The organism is uncultured Mycobacterium sp. (genome assembly GCF_964249325.1).
In the GTDB taxonomy this organism is placed as follows: Bacteria; Actinomycetota; Actinomycetes; order Mycobacteriales; family Mycobacteriaceae; genus Mycobacterium.
In genome coordinates this window covers 13694-34388 of sequence record NZ_CAXUCH010000011.1, presented here as the reverse complement: position 1 = coordinate 34388, position 20695 = coordinate 13694, and the positions used below count along the sequence as shown (strand labels likewise).

Annotated in this window: 14 protein-coding genes and 1 pseudogene; 9 read left to right on the top strand and 6 right to left on the bottom strand. The window is 62.0% G+C overall.

Annotation, left to right across the window (positions count from 1 at the left end; genetic code table 11):
* Positions 1–921 precede the first annotated feature (921 nt).
* Positions 922–2058: a hypothetical protein gene (locus ACFE99_RS03045; RefSeq protein ID WP_375482304.1), complete on the top strand. Its 1137-nt coding sequence runs from the start codon at positions 922–924 to the stop codon at positions 2056–2058.
* Between the two features lie 117 nt (positions 2059–2175).
* On the opposite strand, the gene ACFE99_RS03040 is transcribed toward ACFE99_RS03045, so the two are convergent.
* From ACFE99_RS03040 to ACFE99_RS03030, 3 genes and pseudogenes are all read right to left on the bottom strand, one after another.
* Entirely contained in the window at positions 2176–3564 is a 1389-nt protein-coding gene (locus ACFE99_RS03040; RefSeq protein ID WP_375482302.1) for a hypothetical protein, read from the bottom strand.
* A 110-nt stretch (positions 3565–3674) separates the two neighbouring features.
* Positions 3675–4352, bottom strand: a pseudogene (locus ACFE99_RS03035) (FMN-binding negative transcriptional regulator).
* Positions 4353–5299: 947 nt separating this feature from the next.
* Positions 5300–6820: an amino acid adenylation domain-containing protein gene (locus tag ACFE99_RS03030; RefSeq protein ID WP_375482300.1), complete on the bottom strand. Its 1521-nt coding sequence runs from the start codon at positions 6818–6820 to the stop codon at positions 5300–5302.
* A gap of 351 nt (positions 6821–7171) precedes the next feature.
* On the opposite strand from ACFE99_RS03030, the gene ACFE99_RS03025 reads away from it, so the two are divergent.
* Genes ACFE99_RS03025 through ACFE99_RS03005 form a run of 5 tightly spaced genes read left to right on the top strand, consistent with a single transcriptional unit; the run spans position 7172 to position 13073 of the window.
* The gene (locus ACFE99_RS03025; RefSeq protein ID WP_375482298.1) at positions 7172–8116 is read left to right on the top strand and encodes a phytanoyl-CoA dioxygenase family protein; all 945 of its coding nucleotides are present in this window, start codon (positions 7172–7174) and stop codon (positions 8114–8116) included.
* Positions 8117–8125: 9 nt separating this feature from the next.
* Positions 8126–8374: an acyl carrier protein gene (locus ACFE99_RS03020; RefSeq protein ID WP_375482296.1), complete on the top strand. Its 249-nt coding sequence runs from the start codon at positions 8126–8128 to the stop codon at positions 8372–8374.
* A 53-nt stretch (positions 8375–8427) separates the two neighbouring features.
* Positions 8428–8889, top strand: a complete 462-nt coding sequence (locus ACFE99_RS03015; RefSeq protein ID WP_375482294.1) for a holo-ACP synthase — start codon at positions 8428–8430, stop codon at positions 8887–8889.
* A gap of 29 nt (positions 8890–8918) precedes the next feature.
* A complete protein-coding gene (locus ACFE99_RS03010) occupies positions 8919–9539 on the top strand; it encodes a hypothetical protein (protein ID WP_375482292.1) in 621 nt (206 codons plus the stop codon).
* A 33-nt stretch (positions 9540–9572) separates the two neighbouring features.
* Positions 9573–13073 carry an indolepyruvate ferredoxin oxidoreductase family protein gene (locus ACFE99_RS03005; protein ID WP_375482290.1) on the top strand — a complete coding sequence of 1167 codons (3501 nt, stop codon included), beginning with the start codon at positions 9573–9575 and terminating at the stop codon, positions 13071–13073.
* Between the two features lie 206 nt (positions 13074–13279).
* On the opposite strand, the gene ACFE99_RS03000 is transcribed toward ACFE99_RS03005, so the two are convergent.
* On the bottom strand, positions 13280–13588 hold the full coding sequence (locus tag ACFE99_RS03000) for a hypothetical protein (RefSeq protein ID WP_375482288.1): 309 nt from the start codon (positions 13586–13588) through the stop codon (positions 13280–13282).
* 889 nt (positions 13589–14477) lie between these two features.
* Here ACFE99_RS03000 and ACFE99_RS02995 point away from each other — a divergent pair.
* Both ACFE99_RS02995 and ACFE99_RS02990 read left to right on the top strand, forming a co-directional pair.
* Complete coding sequence (locus ACFE99_RS02995; protein WP_375482286.1) at positions 14478–17015, top strand: amino acid adenylation domain-containing protein; 2538 nt, start codon at positions 14478–14480, stop codon at positions 17013–17015.
* A 46-nt stretch (positions 17016–17061) separates the two neighbouring features.
* Complete coding sequence (locus ACFE99_RS02990) at positions 17062–17769, top strand: hypothetical protein (protein ID WP_375482284.1); 708 nt, start codon at positions 17062–17064, stop codon at positions 17767–17769.
* A gap of 26 nt (positions 17770–17795) precedes the next feature.
* Here the strand turns inward: ACFE99_RS02990 and ACFE99_RS02985 are convergent, their stop codons facing one another.
* Positions 17796–18500, bottom strand: a complete 705-nt coding sequence (locus tag ACFE99_RS02985) for an FkbM family methyltransferase (RefSeq protein WP_375482282.1) — start codon at positions 18498–18500, stop codon at positions 17796–17798.
* 32 nt (positions 18501–18532) lie between these two features.
* A complete protein-coding gene (locus tag ACFE99_RS02980) occupies positions 18533–19702 on the bottom strand; it encodes a glycosyltransferase (RefSeq protein WP_375482280.1) in 1170 nt (389 codons plus the stop codon).
* A 277-nt stretch (positions 19703–19979) separates the two neighbouring features.
* Between ACFE99_RS02980 and ACFE99_RS02975 the strand changes: the two genes are divergently transcribed.
* On the top strand, positions 19980–20693 hold the full coding sequence (locus ACFE99_RS02975; protein ID WP_375482278.1) for a hypothetical protein: 714 nt from the start codon (positions 19980–19982) through the stop codon (positions 20691–20693).
* Positions 20694–20695 lie beyond the last annotated feature (2 nt).

Here is a 20695-nt window from a genome sequence, read left to right as displayed (position 1 = left end):
GGCTTTGCAGGTGCGTCGGCAGTCTCAGCTGGCACCAGAGGCGCCGCGGTAATCCTGGCCGCATCTGCGTCGGCCTGCTTCCCTTAGGAGGAGCACATGTCGTTCGTGACCGCACTGCCGGGGGAGCCGGTGTCGTCGGCGGGAGAACTACAAACCATCGGCTGTGCGGTAGCCGCCGGGAGTATGGCCGCGACGACCGGGACAACTCGGTTCGGCTGGAACTGTCCTACGTCGGGAACTGGTCGATGCTAAGCGATTTGGCGACCGCGGCGAAGACCATCGGCGCGGTCTGTCGTGGATCGGGAGCATATTGAGCGCGCGATCGGAACACAAAAAGAGGTTCAGATGTTCGACAACCTTGCCCGAAAGGCAAGGTTCTCGCTCCGAACGGACTCCATGCTCGCTTGAGCGGGTGTTCGCCGGGGTGGATGGAAACACGACCTTTGACCCGGCTTCTATAGGGAAGGGGAAGTGATGACCAAGGGGGAGGACACGCTGCGGGGACCTAAGAGGGACGTCATCCTCTATGAGCTTAATGAGGTCCCGTGGCGTGTAGTCGACTATTACATCGAGCGGCGACCCGGCTCCCACATGGCCGCACTGGTGAGTGGGGGGCAGTGCTTGACGACACATCACGACGATTCAGCACACCTGAGTCCGTGGCGGACATGGCCCACGTTGCACATGTCGACTTATGACCACAACTCCTTCGACATAGGTCAAGACCCTGCCACGTTTCGTGGCGACCCGATCTGGGACGTCGCAGATCGAGCGGGTCTGAGCGTGGGAATCTTTGGCCCTATGCAAAGCTGGCCAGCGCGACAGTTCCGTAGTGGTGGTTTCTATATTCCTGACACCTTCAGTCAAGACAGCAGGACTTATCCTGCATCGCTACAGAAATTCCAACGATTCAATCTTGCGATGAACGTCGGGCTCCGTTTCTCATTGGACGCGCCGCTGAAACGAAAGGCACTACTCGCCGAGAGTCTTGACCTTGCTCGGCGCGGCCTTACGCCTGGATCTGCCCATACCCTCGCCGCCCACCTCGTCAGCGAGAAACGCGATAGCCGTTACAAGGCCCGGCGACCGGCGCTCCAGGTTCTTCCCGCCTTCGACCTGTATTGGCGTCTGCATCGCAAGTATCGGCCTCGCCTCAGCATCTTTTTCACCAACCATGTGGCCGCCATGATGCACCGCTATTGGGGCGACGCCATGCCGGACTACACGGAGTCCTACGAATACGTTACCGACGACGTGTACGGCGGTTTCATCATGACCGCGATGGATTACACCGATCGGCAGTTGGGTCGTATTCGGAAATATCTTGCTGCCAATCCCCAGTCGATGTTGGTGGTTGCGGCGAGCATGGGCCAGGGCCCAATACCGACGGGAGCATTCAGTGATCGAGACCTGTTTGTCCTCGAGAATCCCGCAAAACTCCTATCCCGACTCGGTTTGCAATCCGCTGAGTCAGGCCTGGCGATGTTCCCCGGCATTTCGCTCGTCTTCGCTGATGAGGCGGCAGCGCGAGAGGCGATCACACCGGTGGAGTCGATAAGAACCGACGACGGGCAGCAGCTGTTCAGCTCCCCCGTCTTTCCTTGCAGGCGGGAGGGGAAGACCGCAACCTTTACGAGGCGCACGTTGCTGCCGCAACCGTCATCGACCAATCTCGATGCGGATTCTGGTCAACACACCCGATTGCGTTATAGGCCGTTGGGGGCCGACAGCGAATTGGTCGGGACGCCAGCCGAACTCGGGCTGGCAGCGCGCCGAATAGTCGGCGGAGGCAACACCGCCTACCACATTGCAGAGGGGATCTTGCTGGCCTACGGCGCTGGTATCTCGCCAGATCCGTCGCGCAAGAAGGTCGATGTCCTAGACGTTAGTCCGTCGCTACTAGCCAATGTCCTTAACGTCCAACCGGCACCGACGATGCGGGGAATTCCAAGCCTATTCGCGCGTAATGGGATCGGAAGCGAATTGAGCCTCCCGACATGTTCTTCCCCGGTGCCCCTGCAAGGATTAGACAGAGTACCAGCCACCCACCCCCGGTGACCCGCCTGCGTGTTCTGCAAGTACACGGCGAATCACGTCGACTGATGGCCTACCTCCACTCACCGCCCACAGGTACCACGCCCAGTCGGTGGACGTCCTCGCGAGCAGTTCGCTAGATCAGCTGGCGTCGAACTGCTTGGACTTTCCCGACCACAGTCGGTCTATAGAACCGACCTCTTGCACACCGACGTCCGACTCCGGCGCGCCGTGCCGGCGTAGCACGTCGATCAGTTCCGTCCGCAGATGCTGAAGGCCGCATGAACCGTCGGTCACCACGGACACGTCGACACCACGTTGCGTCTTGCCCACGAAGAAGTTCGCGACGCCGGGCGTGGCAAGCACAGTCTGCTCGAAGGCCGCCCGGGGCACCACAGCACCACTTTCATACTCGAACACGCCGTCGATACGACCGTTGACCGCGGTGATGCGCCGATGAGCACAACCGCACGGACACGGCTCGTCGGACATCGTCACTGCGTCGACGAGGTCGTAGCGGATCAGCGGCTGCGTCAGGTTGAACAGATTGGTCAACAGCAGCCGTTCCGCGGGTTGCCCGTATGGCACGACGTTGCCATCGGCATCCGCCGGCTCGAGAATCACCAGATCGTCGGCGACATGCATGCCTTCTCCGACGCCGCATGGAAAGGCATACGTCCCCTCTGAGCAGCCCCAAAACTCCGAGGGCTCGAATCCCCATGCTGCGCGGACTGCCGCTCGCACCGGCTCGGTGCAGACCTCGCCCGCGACGCTGACCCAGGCTGGCTTGATGGTGAGGCGTCCTTTAATCGCCTCCAAAGCCAGCTCCCGCATAAGGCTCGGCCACGCCTGGAGGGCCTGCACCGCCGGACGCGCGTTGTTGAGGCCTTCGACAATGTCATCCAGGGGTTGCGTGCCGCCGAAGCAGTGCGATGCCGGCCCTCCGCTTTCGAAGGTGCTGAAGGCGTGAAATATCCCCGACTCGTGCCGCGCGCTGGTCGAGAAGGCCTGGGCCAGCACCGCATCCGGGGCTTCGCCGCGTCGCCCGGTCCAGCGCGAGCCCTGCATCACGAAGGTGACGAACGCGTCCCAGCCGTAGACATGGACTGCTTCGGTTCCTGTATATCCAGACGTGACGATTGCCCGGTACTCGTCGTCCAGGTAGCCGTCTCCGTCCAACTGATCGACGTGTTGTTGAACCCGGGCAAGCGTTAACCCCGGGACCGTGACTACCCTGTCGAACTCCGCCATCATCTCGGCTCTGGTCAGGACCGGCAGAGAGGGGAGGTCGGACTCCGTGAAACTCGGCAGATCGCGGCCTGCCAGTCGTTCCCGCCAGAACGGCGAACGATCGGCGGCCCACACCAGCAGCTCCCGAAGACGCCGTTCGCGTTCTGCGGCGAGACGCCCTGCGTCCCACCGCAGCCGGCGCACCCCCTTTAAGTACGCATCCTGCAATTCAGCACGCTGGCGCCGGACCAGCTGCTCGTAATCTCCCCCCGACGTCGCGTCAGTTGCCCCCGCTTGCACCCGGCGATCGTAGCCGAGGCAGCACGCCACGACCGGCGATTCTTACCGCACGCACGTGCCCCGCCATGAACTGCTTGTGAAAGCTTGAACCGGAACCAGCCCACTTGTCCTCAGGTGACGCGGCAACGCGAGTTTGGGAGGTGCGTGCGGGGAGTCATTAAAGCGCAATCGATCTCATGCCCGTCGCGCTCGCTGCACCGCTTGGGCGGTGTCTCGTGCCCGTTGGTGATTAATCCTGAGATCACGCCATCAACGTCAGCGGCTGTTTGGTTCTGGCTGAGCTTGAACTTGGCCTCGATGCGGGTGATCAGCAATTCCACTCCCACAATGGCGCGCAGTAGACCCTCGATGAACTGTGGCGGTGCGTCGTCGACGGACCATGATTGCGGTCGCCCAGCCTCATGGCGTCCGGTTAGATCACGCACATTCTGTTCGACCCAGGCCGGGTCATCGTGCACCGCGAGTGGCCCATAGACGTGCGCAGTGACTTAGTTCCAGGTGGGCACCACACGTCCGTGCTCCGCTTTGCTCGGGTACCAGCCCGGGGAAATGTACGCATCTGGTCCCCGCGCGATGACCAGAACCTCGCCAATTACCGGGCGCCGCCACTGGTCATTGCTGCGGGCGAGATGACCACGAAGGGTCCTCATGCCCGGGTCATAGACGAACGGCAGCGTAGTAGCGACTACGCCCTCGGGTGTTGCAGTGATCAGGTCAGCGGCACCATGGTGAGTGAGCACGTCGTCGACGGCCTGCTCGTCGGCGGCGAAATGGGCGGGGATGTACATGTTGTCCAGTATGTCGGCCGGGTTGATGATCACGACTGCCGCTTCAACGGCGAGAAATGGCGCATCCAGCGACCGACGGGGTCAATTCATTCTGCCCGCCTTGTCGATGCCTTCGACGCGCATCAATACCCGTTCACGGCGCGGTTAAGGATCATCGGAGAGTCATCCGTCACGTTGAGACGGTCTGGCGTGGTACCTGTCCTAACGTCGAGTATCCGGCCGAGTTTCTGAGACGCGGCAATCTGTCGCTGGTCAAGTCGATGACGACCGAGTTCACCATCGGCTTAGGCGATGTAACCTAGCGCCGTTCTTTGAAGTGTCTTCGGCGATTCGCTACCGCCAGCAGCTCCAGCCGTTCTGCCTCGTCGTGGGTGGAGCCCACCCTTCGTTTGGTGGTCGTCGTATAGGTCCATGAGTGTCACGTGGCGCCACCATGACCTGAGTTGGAGGCGCAGCCACTCGGGCAGTTCTTCTACGGTCATGTCGCGCCAGTCGCCGTAGCGGTGGCGTCGGTTGGCGTAGGTGTTCATCGGTGGTCACGTCCTTTCATTCGGGGTTAGGCGTTGCCAGACACCGCACGTGCCCGGAACACGTCGACGCAGCACGCGCCCGTGCCGCCGGATGGCACCAAGGTGCGGGCATGTGCCGCAGATCGCGGGGGTGACATCCCCAGGTGTATGGATGGATATTGGACTAACAGTCTGCTCTAGCTTATCAGTAAATCGCTTAGTATGTAAGAGGGTAGTTAACGTGATGGTCGGTATGCCCGCCAAGTGCCGCCGCATAAAGCCCGGGCGGGGCGCACCCGCAGACGTCGCACATCCGATTCCTAATGGTGCCGGATGGGTATTTCCATCTAGGCATTGACGAGACAAGCAGGTTCTCGTGGAAGGACTCGGCATAGCGAGTCGATCTCTATGTAACTGAGTTGCAACGACACTGACGGCTCAGGCCCCTTCGTTCGGCGGAGACAAGCCAGCCTCCTTCAGTAGCCGTCGCTCGTCGACCTTGCTGGAAGAGGTCAATGGCAAGTCGGCCACTAAGACGAATTGATCGGGCAGCATCGTTTCCGGGAGCCGTTCGCTGGCGGCCTTGCGGACGGCGACAGGGGTTAGCTCGCCGTCCGGCACCACGAATGCGACGACCCCCACATCGCCCTCCAGGTCGAAGGTCGTGCACGCCGCGGATGCGACCCCGCGGATACCACCGAGCGCCTCGGTCACCTCGACCAGCGACATCCTCACACCATGTCGCTTGATGACGCTGTCCGAACGCCCCACGTATACGTAGTTGCCCCGGTCATCGCGGAAGACGAGGTCACCAGTGCGGTAGAGGGTGGTTCCTTCGATGACGTCCGTCCGCAGCACAGCTGCGCTCAGCGCCGGGTCGTTCAGATATCCAGCCATGAGCTGCAACCCGCCGATGTACAATTCGCCGACCACTCCAGGACGATCCACTAGCCTTCCGTGCTCATCAACGAGGTGGAACGAGCTCCCGGGATGAGGATGACCGATCGGTACCATCCCCGCGTCGAGCAACTCGGGCGTCAGTTCCAGATGGGCGACGGCGATGGTCGTCTCGGTCGGGCCGTACCGGTTCACCACCCGCAGTCCCGGACTGGCGGCCCACACCGCCCTGATATCGGCTGTGGACGGCGCTTCGCCGCCCAGGGCTATCACTCTGAGCGGTGATTCAGCCAACCGCGCCAGGCGGCCGCTGGCCCGGAGCAACCGGAGGTAGCTGGGAGAGAAGCTGGTCACCGTGATCCCCTGGCTGACAACAATCGAGAAGAACCTGCTTGGGAACAGGAGGGCTTCCCGGTCGGGGATGACCAGGGGGACGCCGCGCACGAGCGGAGGAAAGATGGCAGAGAAGGACCCGTCAAAGTGCACGGGCGAAACGCATAGGCCCCGGTCGTCCGCGGTGAGTCCGACGGCGTCGGCGCATGCTTCGACTGCGGTCAAAAAGGCCTCCGGGGAAATCTGCACGCCCTTGGGGACACCGGTCGTCCCCGACGTGTAAATGATGTATGAGATGGGGCCCGCTACGGGTGGTGGCGTGCGCCCATCTGCGACGCTCAACGCCGAAAGGGAGGTCCAGCCCGTGCCGACGGGAAGTCCCGATGGCGCCGCTTGGTCCGAGCCTGCGGTGATCACCTGTGCGGGCCGGCAGTCAGCCACGATCTGCGCACGGCGGAGATCTGGATCGGTGATCGCCAGCGGAACGAACGCGACCCCCGCCCACAGACAGCCTAATGCCGCCACCACGAAGTCCGCAGAATTGCCGATCAGCAGGGCAACCCGATCCCCGGGCTGGACGCCTTTCTGAAGCAAGCCAGCGGCCACTCTCCCAGCTGCGGCGCGCAACTCGCCCCTGGTCAAAGCGCGATCCAGGTCCGTGACAGCGGGCCGATCCGGGGCTCGATCGGCGTGGTCGAGCACCGCACCGAGCACGCCGCGCTCGGTCACGCCTTCTTGTAGGTGCTGCACGCTCGGTATTCTCGCCCACCGGGGTGGCGGAGGTCGTTGTTCAACACGACGTGACCCGAGGTCGCCTCGGCGACCGCGGTCGTGGGCTACCAGAGGCTCGAACTGGGCGTCAAGATGGTCACAAACGTACCGGGTCGAGTCACCCAGACGCTCGGCCATACGGGCCCGGTCCCGCCACGCCGACATGGTTGGCGCAACCGCGGCCGGGACGCCAAATCGGAACGGGAGCATCTGTCGTGACACCCCTGCTCAGCATGGAAGCCCGTACTTAAACCGACCGATAGTCATTGAACTATCCTTATATAATCCCGTACTGTATGAGATATGCCTATGGCAGTACGGACAGTCGGTTCGCGTCCTTCGGCGGCAGACATCGCGAAGGTGCTCAACGAAGACGGGTGTGTGGTCATCGCAGACCTTGCACCACCCAAAACGATGGATCAGATACGGGCCGAACTCGAGCCGTACCTCGCAGCCACCGGCGGAGGCAACACCGACTTCCTGGGCGCAACTAACCAACGCATCGGAGCTCTGATCGCCCGTTCGCCAACCGCTCGCTCACTCATCACCGACCCTACGATCATCGACACGCTTGACCTCGTGTTGGGCGACCACGCCAGCACCTTCCAGATCGATCTGACCCAGCTGGTCACAATCGCACCCGGTGCGCCGGCGCAGATGATCCATCGGGATCAGTGGTCGTTCGATCGCTACCAGTTCCCGAGGGGCTTCGAAGCGGAGGTGGCCACCATGTGGGCCGTGACCGACTTCACCGAAGAGATGGGTGCGACACGGATGGTGGTGGGCAGCCACCAGTGGGAGGACGATCCCGACGAGGTTGAACCCGCCCTGTCGTCCCCGGCCGTCATGACCAAGGGTTCGGTCCTGGTGTACCTGGGCTCGATATTCCACGGCGCGGGCGCCAACACCACCGAGACCAGCCGGATCGGGATGAATGTGGGCTATTCGCTCGGCTGGCTGCGGCAGGAGGAAAACCAGTATCTGGCCTGCCCGCCCGAGATCGCGCGCACTCTTCCCGAGGGGCTGCTCAGACTGATGGGCTATCAGCGCGGCTCCTACTCCATCGGCTATGCGGACGACATGCGAGAACCCTTGGACTGGCTGTACGGCAGCACGGCATTTATGTCGGACTTCTACGGTTACCGCCGCGCCGCTCGCAAGCGGCTCAAGGCGACCGGGAGCTACGTTCCGCCCACGGAGTCTTCGCAGGACCCAACACACCGGCTAACGAGTAGACCGACAGCAGAGATATGAGGAAAGCGTGTGATACAGACCCAGATTCGTGACGTCTTAGCCGCTCATGGCCGTATGGCCGTCGATCCACATGAGGTGGACGATCAAGCCGACCTCTACGAGCTCGGCCTGACGTCCCATGCGTCGGTGGACGTCATGCTTGCGCTCGAGGCTGCATTCGACGTCGAGTTTCCCGATGAAGTGCTCAAGAAGTGCACCTTTGCTTCCGTACACAACATCGCGCAGGTAGTCGAAGGCCTAATCAAGACGTCTGCGTGATGTCACGTGCGATAGCAGTCGGCTCGCCGGAGAGAGTCGTAACGGTGCAGGAAATGCGGTGTCACCGCGACGATTACGGCGAGTACATGATCACCTTGCCCGGCACGGTTGACGGGCACCGCGTCCGCGTCGGATGCGATGTCGTGGCCATTGAGGATGTCCAGGACTCGCTGGCGGCTTTCGGAGACCGGTACCTGCGCAAGGTTTTCACGGCGAGCGAAATCAGCGACTGCCGAGGCCGCAGCCAGGTGCACAGACTGGCGGCCCGGTTCGCGGCCAAGGAGGCAGTGATCAAGGCTTTCGCAGAACCCGACATGCCATTTCCCTGGCGCGAAATCGAGGTGACGCGGGATGGTCCGCTGCCGCTGCTTCGTCTGAGCGGAGCGCTCGCCGAGCGGGCACAACACCAAGGCTGGCTCAGCTCGTCTTTGTCGCTTTCGCACGCCGATTGCCACGCAATGGCCGTCGTTCTCGTAGTCTGCGGCGGCAAAGCCGGGGCAGCGGGCGCGCGATGACGCGCAGACATGATCCGGCATGGGCTTGGATGGTCGGCGCGCTCGGCGGCGCACTCGCGCTTGCCGTGGCTGTTCTGGCTGGTTACGGCACCGGTCCCGACGGCATCGGGCAGGCAGTGCGCTATACGGCGCGCTGGTCGTTTCTTTTCTTCTGGCTTTCCTATGTCGGCGGCGCGATGGCCATCCTGTTCGGCCCAGCGTTTGCCGGGCTGGCGCGCCGGGCGCGAGTCTTGGGCCTGGCCTTCGCCGCCGCGCTTCAGGCCCATATCGGGTTGGTCGTCTGGCTGGGCGTCGTCATCGTCCAGATTCCGCTGCAGGGCGGCATCTTGTTGTTCTTCCTGGCCGCACTGTTCGGCACCTATCTGCTGGTGCTGCTGTCCTTCGGAATCGGAACGCGCAACCTGGGACGTCTGTGGCGGCCAGTGCTCTTCCTGGCCACGACTTACATCCTGATCGCCTTCGGCCGGGATTTTGTGCTGGGCGCACTCTACCTGAACGTACGGCATTGGCTCTTGTTCGTCGAATATGTGCCGTTCGCCCTATTGAGTCTTATTGCAATCCCGCTGCGCCTTGCCGCGTTTCTTCGCCAGCGCTTCGATTTGTTGCCCGTTTCGACGAAGCCGGCGAGACGAACACTGATTGATAGTTGAAACAGAGCCAAATCTTTTCCCTGAGGGGGCACGTTGTCGACGCCGACCATGGCCGATCTGAAGCCGCCGACGCAGGCAGACCTCGTGCGGCTAACAGGCTTACAAGCTCTGGCACGCCTACCGGTGGAGATTATGCGCGCCGAGCGGCGGGTAGGCCGCAACACCGTCGGTTTCATATCCGGCTACGAAGGTTCGCCCCTGGGCGGATACGACATGGAGCTCGACCGCCACCGAGCCCTACTGGACGAGTACGGCATCATCTTCCAGCCGGGCGTCAACGAAGAGCTTGCAGCTACGGCCGTTCAGGGGAGCCAGCTCGCGTCGGCGTCGCAGGGATGCACGGTCGACGGCGTCATCGGGTTCTGGTACGGAAAATCGCCAGGATTGGATCGGGCGTCGGATGCGTTCCGGCATAACGTTCTTATGGGCGTGCCCGCCAACGGCGGAGCTCTTCTCTTCGTCGGTGACGACGCATCAGCGAAGTCATCGACGGTGCCCGGCGCATCCGAACGGTTGCTCGCCGATCTGGGCATTCCCACGCTGTACCCCGCGGACCCTCAACAGATCCTGGACCTTGGCGTGCATGCCGCGGCCATGTCACGAGCCAGCGGCCTATGGGTGGCGCTCAAGATATCGACCGACGTTGCCGATGGCTCTATGACGGTCGATGTCGCCCCCGGCCGCGTAATCCCCGTGGGACCCGTACGCGCGGTAGACCACGTAGTGACGGCAAAGTTGTTGCAACCAATGCTCGGAGTTCTGGAACGCAGTCGCGACGGCGAACGTCGTCAGGCTGCACTCGACTACGCCGCGCGAAACAGACTCGACATCGTCACCGCGCACGGTGCGGTCGACCAAATCGGGATCATCGCCAGCGGACCCACGTTCCTACACGTCCGCGAGGCTTTGCGGCGGATGGGTCTTGACGATATAGAGGTGGCGCAACACGGAGTTCGCCTGCTTCAGCTGGCGATGATCGACCCCATTGAGCCGCGCACGCTGAATGCCTTCGCCACAGGACTGCAAAAAATCATCGTGGTGGAGGACAAACGGCCCTTCATTGAAACCGCGGCCCGCGACCTGCTTTACGGTCACGGTCAGGGCGGCCCGTTGATCGTCGGCAAGCGGAATATCGAGGACGGCCCGGTCTTCCCAATCAACGGCGAACTCACCGCCGACACGATCGCTCCGGTGCTTGCGGAAATTCTGCTGGGCCACAGTGAGCTTCCTTCTATCCGGGAGTGGCTCGACCGGCGCAAATCAACGAAATCGCTGCTGGCGCTTCCCTTGATAACTCGCAGCCCTTATTTCTGTTCGGGGTGTCCGCACAATTCGTCGACGAAAGTGCCTGATGGCTCGTTGGTGGGCGCGGGCATCGGGTGCCACGGTCTCGTCACACTCATGGACGAGAAACAGGTCGGCAGCGTCACCGGGCTGACTCAGATGGGCGGCGAGGGCGCGCAGTGGATCGGAATGAGTCCCTTTGTCCGCCAGTCCCATTTGATCCAGAACATGGGAGATGGCACTTTTCATCATTCCGGCAGCCTCGCGGTGCGCGCCGCCGTCGCAGCTGGCTCTCACATCACCTACAAAATCCTCTACAACTCCGCGGTCGCGATGACGGGTGGTCAGCAGCCCGAAGGCGCACTCACCGTGAAAGATCTTGCGCGGGCATTGCTTGCAGAGGGGGTCACGCGGATCATCATCACCACCGACGACCCGAAACGCTACCGTCGCAAAGATTTACCACGTGGAGTGCGCTGCTGGCATCGTGATCGTCTGGACGAGGCGCAGCGGACGCTGGCAGCCACCCCTGGTGTCACGGTCGTCATCCATGATCAGGAATGCGCTACCGAGCTGCGCCGTAAGCGCAAGCGCGGCAAAGTAGATCAACCCGTTCAACGCGTCATGATCAACGAGCGGGTGTGCGAGGGCTGCGGGGACTGCGGCGCCAAGTCGAATTGCCTGTCGGTTCAGCCGATGGATACTGAGTTCGGTCGGAAGACCCGGATCGACCAATCATCGTGCAATTTCGACTTCTCTTGCCTCAAAGGAGATTGCCCGGCCTTCATGACGATAGTGCCCAGCCACTCGAGCGCCGCCAAAGTGGCGTTGGGGGGACTCAAGACTGCTGATCTCCCCGAACCGGCTCAAATGGCCGCCGAGCCGCACACCACCCGAATCACAGGCATCGGCGGATCCGGTGTCGTCACGGTCGCCCAGACACTGGCCGCAGCCGCGACGATTGCAGGTCGCTACGTTCGGACTCTGGACCAGACCGGCCTAGCCCAAAAAGGCGGACCGGTGGTTTCCGACATAAAGATCTTCGATCAATCAACAGCGGTGGCGCACCGCGCCGGCGAGGGCCAATGCGACCTGTACCTAGGTTGCGATTTGTTGGTCGCGGCCGAGGCTCGCTACCTGGTCGCTGCCGATCCGCACCGCACGGTTGCGGTTATCTCTTCGTCGGCGGTGCCAACCGGCCGTATGGTGGTCGACCCCGACACGGCGTTCCCGGCAATCAGTCAGGCGATAGCGCCGATACTCGAGGCCACGTGCGCCAAGCACGCCGTCATCCTCGACGCCCGTAAGCTGTCCACCACCTTGTTCGGCCAGGATCAGTTCGCGAACATGCTGTTGGTGGGTGCGGCGTACCAGACCGGCAGACTCCCCCTGCGCGCCCAGCACATCGAGGAAGCCATTCGCGGCAGCGACATTAAGGTGCAAGAGAATCTGCAGGCATTCCGCCGTGGTCGGCAAGCCGTCGCTGCACCAGCCGATTTGGACGCCGCCGTCGCGCAATTGCGAGAAGAGCCTCGGCCCAAGTCCTTATCGCACGATGCCCGTCGCATTGCAGCGATAGTTCGGGCAGTACCCAAATCGCCGCTCGCCGAGGACATCGCGGTGCGCGTCTCCGATCTGATCGCCTATCAGAGTCGCTCATACGCCCAACACTACGCAGAGTTCGTCGAGCGGATTCGTGTCGCAGAAGCAACGCAGGCGCCCGGCCTTGACGACCTGACCAGGAGTGTCGCTCGAAATCTGCACAAGCTCATGGCATATAAGGATGAGTACGAGGTGTCCCGACTCTGCCTGGACCAAGAGGTCGACGCTCGGGTGCGCGAGGCATTCGGGTCGAACGCGCGCGTGTCCTACAAGCTGCATCCGCCGTTCCTGCGGGCGATGGGCATGAATCGGAAGCTCACCTTGGGGCCATGGGTGCGGCCGTTCTTTCGGGCGCTCGCCACCCTGCGGTTTCTCCGTGGCAGCTTTTTGGATCCCTTCGGCCACAACCGAATACGTCGATTGGAACGGCAGTTGATTGTGGAGTACCGAGCGTGGATGGACGCTGTCGCCGTGGTCATGGCTCCGGAAAACCACGCCCTCGCGGTCCGCATCGCCGAACTACCGGATATGGTGCGTGGATACGAAGATGTCAAACTCGCTAACGTCGCCCGATACCGGCAACAGGGGCATCAGTTGATATCTGAGCTGAGGATGCAGGCGCCGCAACTTGATCCGGTGACTAGCTAGGTTCATCAACACTTCGAACGCGGCGTCCGCAGCAGCGTTGTCGTGCTGGCAAACGACCCTTTGCGAACTGTGCCGCCTCCGTCGCGATTTCGACCACGGTCGTGGCGCAGGTGTTTCGCATCGAGGACTCCAACTATACTTTCGTACCGCACCAAAACTAGGAGCCCGTCGAAACTTCGTAGTTCGATCTTCGGCCAGCATGTCGCTCAGAGCTTTTCGGTAATTTTGCCCTGTTCGGTCGCGGACCGATCGCGGCGCATGGCTCGGCGGATCCTAATCGTCTGAGTAAGTGCGATCCCTGCTGCCAGGACCGATAACAAGTCCGATACCGTTATTCCATGGTTGTGACTGATCGTGAGAAGTAGGTTTCCTTCTAGGAACCCGTTGACGAACGGCCAAATTAGCGCAAACGTCAAGGTTGTCAGTATCGACCACAGATTAGCCTTGGCGGCACACCACGCCATTGACGAGAAGAGCGCATTCATTGCCGCGATGCTGTAGAACGGGTCGTTCACTTGTAGGCTCCCGTACTTCGATGCGCCGGATAGCCTCGTCAGCTCAGCGAATCGAGAACGGGGCTGAGTCAAAACTAGCAGCATAGGCTTTCCCGACTAGAGCGATCATTATGGGCTATCCCGGGGGGATGCGCTGAGTGTGCCACGGTGAGCTCGGGATACGGCTTTGGTTGGCGGTTAGCCGGATTGGGCGTACTGGCGGTCGATGTGGCGAGTATCAGGGGCAGCATGGAACTTGTCAGGTGATTCTGGAACACCGTGAAGTGGGGCCTGGGTGGTGGATGAGACCTTGAATGGGACCGGCTGGCGCGATGCGCTCTGAACAGATCAGGACTCCCGTGGGCGTGGCGACCGAGCTGTCGTGATAGTGGTCGACCAACTCCAAGTCGCCTATCACGCTCGTATTACGACTAGTCGTATGTGACTGGTTGTCTTAGATACACCTGCGGTATAATAGCTCCTTTAGAGAAACACTGCGATTACCGGTGGCCTGTTCTTGGGGTGCCTGCTTGCGTTCGGAGGAGCATATGTCGTTCGTGAATACACGGCCTGTCTCGATGGATGTAGTCGCGCGTGTGGAAACGGTCACCGGTGAGCGTCCGGACGCTAACGCGCAGACGTCACCGGACGGGCGCCCGTCATATAAGGAGCTGTGGTCGCAAGCGCTCGCTGAAGAGCCGACGAGGTCGGACGGGTCGACACTGGCTGCTCCGTTAACAATCCCTGCCGGGGATATATGGAATTCACGTCAGGGTCCACGGGCCGCCCGAAAGGCGTCGTCATCGCCTGAGCGATCTTTTTGAATGGCATGGTTACCTCGGACGAGCGCCAACGTCGGCTCAGCCGGAATCTGGCTGTCCAAGATTGTATTTCGTCGCACTCCGAGTGCGTGCATGAACTCATCAGCTCGCAGGTCGAACGCACGCCGGACGCGGTAGCGGTCGAGGTCGGCGACACGACGCTGACGTATCGGCAATTGGACGATCGCGCGGCGGTCATCGCATCGCGGTTGTTGGAGGCGGGCGCCGGGACCGGCTCGGTGGTGGCGGTGCTCATGGACCGCACTCCTGACCTGGTGGCGGCCATCATGGGGATTCTCAAATCGGGCGCTGCAGTTCTGCCACTGGACCCGTGCCAGCCGATCGCCCGGAACACCTTTTGCATCAACGACGCCGGCGCGAGCATCGTTCTGACCGATCGTCAGCTGCCGACGGGCGGCGACGCGGTCACGACCACCGTCATCAACCTGCGCGCTGTGGAGCCGCGCGCGCCCCGCGCTGCCCCGTCAAAAACCGCGTCTCCTGCCGACCTCGCCTACGTGATCTACACGTCCGGCTCCACGGGTCGCCCGAAGGGAGTGCTCATTGAGCATCGCAGCGTAGCGAATCTGATGCAGACCATGTTTCGCGAGTTCGGCGTCACTGGCTCCGACACCGTACTGTCGGTGGCGTCCATTAGCTTCGACGTCGCGCTCGGCGACATCTTTTGTGCGCTGGCGCGCGGAGCACGCCTGGTGCTTGCCACTGCCGCGCAGGCACTGAATCCCGCTGCTCTAACGCGGCTGATTGCAGACAGCCGTGCGACTTACATGATGGCGACACCAACCACCTGGGGGGCCGTCGTGGCCGCCGGCTGGTGTGGCGATCGTCGTCTCATAGCGGCGTCTATCGGTGAGACGCTCACCCACGGGCTCGCTGGGGCGCTGCTGCGACGGTGCCGAGCGGTCTGGAATACCTACGGCCCCACCGAGACCACGGTCATCGCCAGCGTCGCGCGGCTCGCCGAGGCAGACATCGTCACGGTGGGTAGGCCATTGCCGAACGTGCGGATGTATGTCATCGACCCCCACGGGCGACTCCAACCGGTCGGTGTCCCCGGGGAAATCGCCATCGGTGGCGTCGCGGTGGGTCGTGGCTATCTCAATCGCCCCGGCGAGCAAGCGCGTCGGTACGGAGACGATCCGTTCCATGTCGGCGGGCGAATGTACCGCACAGGCGATCGCGGCAAATTCTTGCCCGACGGACGAATACAACACCTGGGCCGCTACGACGACCAGGTCAAGATTCGCGGTTTTCGCATCGAGCCGGGCGAAATCCAGTCCACCTTGTGCGAACACCCAAAGGTGGGATGCTGCGCAGTGGTCGCTCGCGAGGCGCCCAATGGCGAACAGCGGTTGGTTGCGTACATCGTCGGCGAGGCGGGGTCCCCAACCGACGCCGCGGCACGTAATTGGTTACGTCGCCGCCTGCCGGAGCACATGATTCCCAGCGCTTTTGTGCACCTCAGCGCGTTACCACAGACTGTGAGCGGGAAACTGGACAAAGCCGCACTGCCGGCACCCTCCGCGCCGGCAACGGGCCGCATCGGCGCCCAGCGTCCGCGCACCGACACGCAAAGGCGCGTAGCCGCGTTGTGGGCTGATCTGCTGGGCATGCCTGTTACCGACGTCAACTCCGATTTCTTCGATATGGGCGGTCATTCACTCCTGGCGGCCCGGCTGATCTCCGATGTTCAGCGGACGTTCGGTGTTGCGCTGTCGCCTACGTCGTTTGCCAACAACCACACGACCATTGCAAAAGTCGCCGAGTTACTCGATACCGAAAGCCCTGGCAGGACCGACGAAGTCCCGTCCGCCTTACCGCTGCATTTCATCTTTCCGGGAGTGTCGTCGTCGATGAGCCTGCGGCGCTTTTCGGCGCAGTGGGGTGCCGCCCAACCGGTACACGCGTTGATCCCCGAGCAGCCAGGCGGGCGATTTGACCTATCCTCAACCATCGAACACCATGCCAGCCAAGCCCTTTTGGCGATCCGCAACCGACAGCCGGATGGTCCACTTGCACTGGTCGGCTACTCGTTCGGGGGGCTTGTGGCCTACGAAGTTGCCCGTCAGGCTGTCGACGCCGGCCAGCAAGTCGAGTGGCTGGGCATCCTCGATGCGCTGGCGCCACCGATGGTGGAACTGCAGTGGACGCAGCTGACGCTGCGATGGCGGCTTCGCCGGATACGACGTCTGCCGGCGCGTCAGCGGTGGGCAAAGTACGGCGAAACCGCGCTCCGGTTGGTTCGGCGTGGTGAGCTGTGGCCACAGGTCGACTTCGACTATCGCGGCGCGACAGAAATCGAATGCCGCTATCAGCAGCTTGGACATGAGGTGCCGATGCACCTGTTCGTCACCGAAGGCTCCGCAGCCGATGCGCAGGCGGATTCATTAGGCTGGGACGAATTCCACAAAGGAACGTTGACCGTGCATCGCCTTGGCGGTGCGCATGCCACCTTGTTCGATCTGCCCGCGGTGAAGAAGCTCGCGCGGATGATGCTCGAGTCACTCTGTGCGGCAAGGGCAAATCAAGTACCTGGTCACGACCCGAGAGGTCGATGCATACCAGCTGTTTCGCCAGGACCGCCGAATGCAGCGCACGCCAACTGATGTCCCTCGGTGTTTGACGTTGAATCGTCGAAGACTCCAAGCGCTGATGCTTTCCTACCTCATTATTGCCGGAACGCGCAGTTCGCAGTTGCCGTCGCACGTGAGCAAGTTGCACATCGTCGGTGAGGCGCGGCTGAATTTCCAGGTCCTTCCGGACGGTTCGCCACCCGCGAACTTCGGTCCGGGCCCAGCCTTGCTAACGGTCCAGCCGGCCGATGACCCCTCCACGAAACTGAGAATTGTGGGCGGCAAGCTGACGGACGAGTCGACGCTCAGTGGCCGTGCGGCTGGCTATTACACATCGGCTAGCCTAGGAGCGCCGATTACGACCATTGGTGCTCGCTGGACGTTCACCCCACGGGGCGGGACACCGGGCGCAATGGCACTGGTTGTTTCCCGGACCGCGCTACACCCACCGTTTTCGGTGCATTTGGTCATCACCCCGAATTTCTGGAGCTTTGGGGTATGGCCGTTCGATGGTGCGGTCCCAGGTGGGCTACAAACGTTGCGATCGCAGGATTTTCGTGTGCCTCTCAAAGAGGACGGGACACGAGTCTATAAAACGCAGGTCCGAATCAACGGCGAGCGAGCAGACCTCGAGCTACCAGATGGCCTGCGCCAGATGGTGCGGGATCACCGGATCGCCGACTGGGCAGGGTCCTTCGCCACATTCGAAGCATTTTCGAACCACGGCTCGACGGATTCCCGTGTGGGGTTCACCGAAATCTGGGCCCAGAGCGGGCGGGTCCAGTGATCTATTAAGGAAAGACCCACCCGGCATCACTGTGGCGAGCCACGCTGCCGGTCATCAGTCCTCTTGAACAGCATGTCGGCCTGGATGGTCTGCCCGTGCTCGTCGCTGACGGCTCCGTAGCCGCGGACAAGCTCATACCCGTGCTCACGCAGCCAGGCAACCAGGTCGTCGGCAAGCACCTGCCCTTCGTATAACTCGATGAACGAGCCTTCCGCGCAGACGTAGGCGAACTTGTCGAGCAGTTCTCCGCACGCGCGCAACGCCTCAAGCTCGTAACCTTGGACGTCAAGTTTCAGCAACGCCGGTTCCTGGATGGAGTTGCCGTCAAGAAACTCAGATAGCGGGGCGGTTCGGACCGTCTCGGTGCGCACCTCATCGGTGCCCCGGAAGAGTTGTCCTTGGGTGGCGGTGATGGGCAACAGAGACGACGAGTCATCGTGACGCGACACGTGCATGGTGAACTGTCCGGTCTCGGGCCCGAGTGCAGCATGGTGCAGAGTGACGCGCCGCTCCTTGGCAAAGACGCGGCGGAACCGTGCGGCGGGTGTTGCGAGAGGCTCCAGCGAAACGATCCTGGCAGCCGGAAAGCTGTGCAGGGCGAAGAGCGCGAACTGGCCGCGATTGGCGCCGACGTCGACGACCGTCCGCAGCGTCAACGCCGCCAGCGCCTCCTCGTGCTCGACGGCCGCCGCAACCCTATGCCGCAAAAGGGCGGCTCGGTACGGCGCCACCCTCAGGATGGCAAACAGCTTCGCCGAGCGCCTCACGCGGCGCCGGCCTTGCCGATCGTCGCGGCTATCGACTTGACGAATCCCATTGCGGCACCGCGTGCTTCGAAGTTGTCGAGGAAGCAGGCCCGGGCGCGCCGGCGCATTTCTGCGCGGTCGGAGTCCGACAGGTTCATCCAGCGGCCCAGTAGCGAGGTGGCGCCATCGGCGGTGTCGCCCTCGATAAGACCCGCTCCGCAGCGCTCAATCTCGCACCAGATATTCACTTTGTCGCTGATCAGGACAGGCAGCCCGCACGCAAGGGCCTCGGCGATGACGATGCCGAAGTTCTCGGAGTGCGATGGCAACACGAACGCATCAGCTGCTCGATAGGCGCCCCACTTGGCATCTTCGTTAAGCATTCCGATCCAGGTTATGCGGTCTGCCACTTGAAGCGAATCGGCCAGTAGCCGCAACCCCGCCTCCGTTTCTGATTCGTCAGGTCCCGCCACGACCAGATGCAGGCTCTCGTCGCGATGGCATAGGTGTGAGAATGCCTCGATCAGCAAGTCACACCCCTTCTTCGGATGCAGCCTGCCGAGGAAAAGCAGAATGCGCTTGTCACGAAGGTGGGGGTTCGCCGACAGGAAAGCCTCACACTGCAGCGCAGGGTCGCCGGGCGGCTCTTCGATCCCCAATCCGACAACGGCCTCCCTTGCCCGGTAGGGCGTGAAGGAGGTCCGGGCCAGGCGTCGCTCTTCCTCGCAGGTATAGAGCACGGCCTGGGCATCGCGAAGCGTGCGGTGCTCGAAAAAGCGCCAGTAGAGTGTCTTCTTGGCGTGCTTGCCCGGATAGCGCTCCCTGAACCATGGATCCAGCGCCCCGTGGATAAAAAGGAAATACGGCACTCGTGCCTTGGTGCACGCCGCGTGCACCGCTCGGCTCTGGTATTGCCAGATGCCGTGAACGGTCACGGCGTCGTAGTCAGGCGCGTGCCGCTCCAGCCAACGACTCAGATGCCTGGAGTATCCGTATTTTCCGAGTGCGGGGCCGAAGCCGCGGGGAGGTCCGGGCAGTTCGTTGAGCCACGGTGCGGACGCAGGGTCCAACGTGACTACGTCGACCGAGTGGCCCAGATCGGTCAGGGTGCGTGTGAGTTGATTCACGACGACACACGGGCCTCCATAAGCTGGGTTGAGCGTGCCCGCCACTTGGAGCAGGCGCATCGTCACCAACTTTCGTGTTGTCGCGATCGCCACGCCGAGGCGAGTTGGTGCTCCTGGATGAACGACCTGTCGATGACACCGCTCACAGCGGTGAGCCTATACAACCGAAGCCGATCATCCAGCCGGTTCGCCTTTCGCCGGCACGCGAAAAAGGAGATATTTGAGCGACTTCACACCGCGACCTGCATGGTCTCGATGACCGCGTACGCTACGAACGCCACTACGCGCCCGCACTGATAGGGTCGTCACATCGAACCAGCGGGATAGGAGGTCGGGAGTGCCAGATCGTCGACCCAACAAATGGCTCTCGTTGATCGCCTGGCTCTTACCCAGCTGCGGCTTCAAACTGTGGGCATTGAGGTCTTTGGGCAACCACATCGGACACGATGTCGTCCTCGGGCCCAACCTTGTGCTCAATTGCGGGCCCTTTTCTATCGCCGACCGTGCGGCGATCATGAACTTCAACATTTTTCGACAGTTAGCCAGCATTGAGCTGGGCCCACAGAGCAGCATCGGCAATTTCAATCAGTTCACCGCGGCCCCTGAGTATCAGCGATACAGCCCATTGGTGGGCAAGCTAATAATTAGCGAGTATGGGGTTTTCACGAACCGCCACTATGTCGATTGTTCCGGGCAGGTCATCCTTCGACCGTTCGCAGCCGTAGGCGGGATCAAGAGCATCATTCAGAGCCACGAGCTCGATTTTGCCGACAACAAAACGGAACCCGGTCGGATTGTCTTGGGCAGGAACGCGGTGACCTCGACCGGCTGCATCCTGCTCAAGGACTCATATCTGCCCGAGCGATCGGTGCTCGCGGCCGGTTCGTTGCTTCCGAAGGCAAGGGATCGCGACAACATGGCGGTCTGCGGCCTTTATGGCGGGACGCCCGCGCGTTTCATTAAAGAGATCAAGGAATATCAGTGGTGGGATCGCCCTAAGACCACGACGCAGGCAATACCGTTTGACGACGAAAAGTTTCGTGTGGACTAACG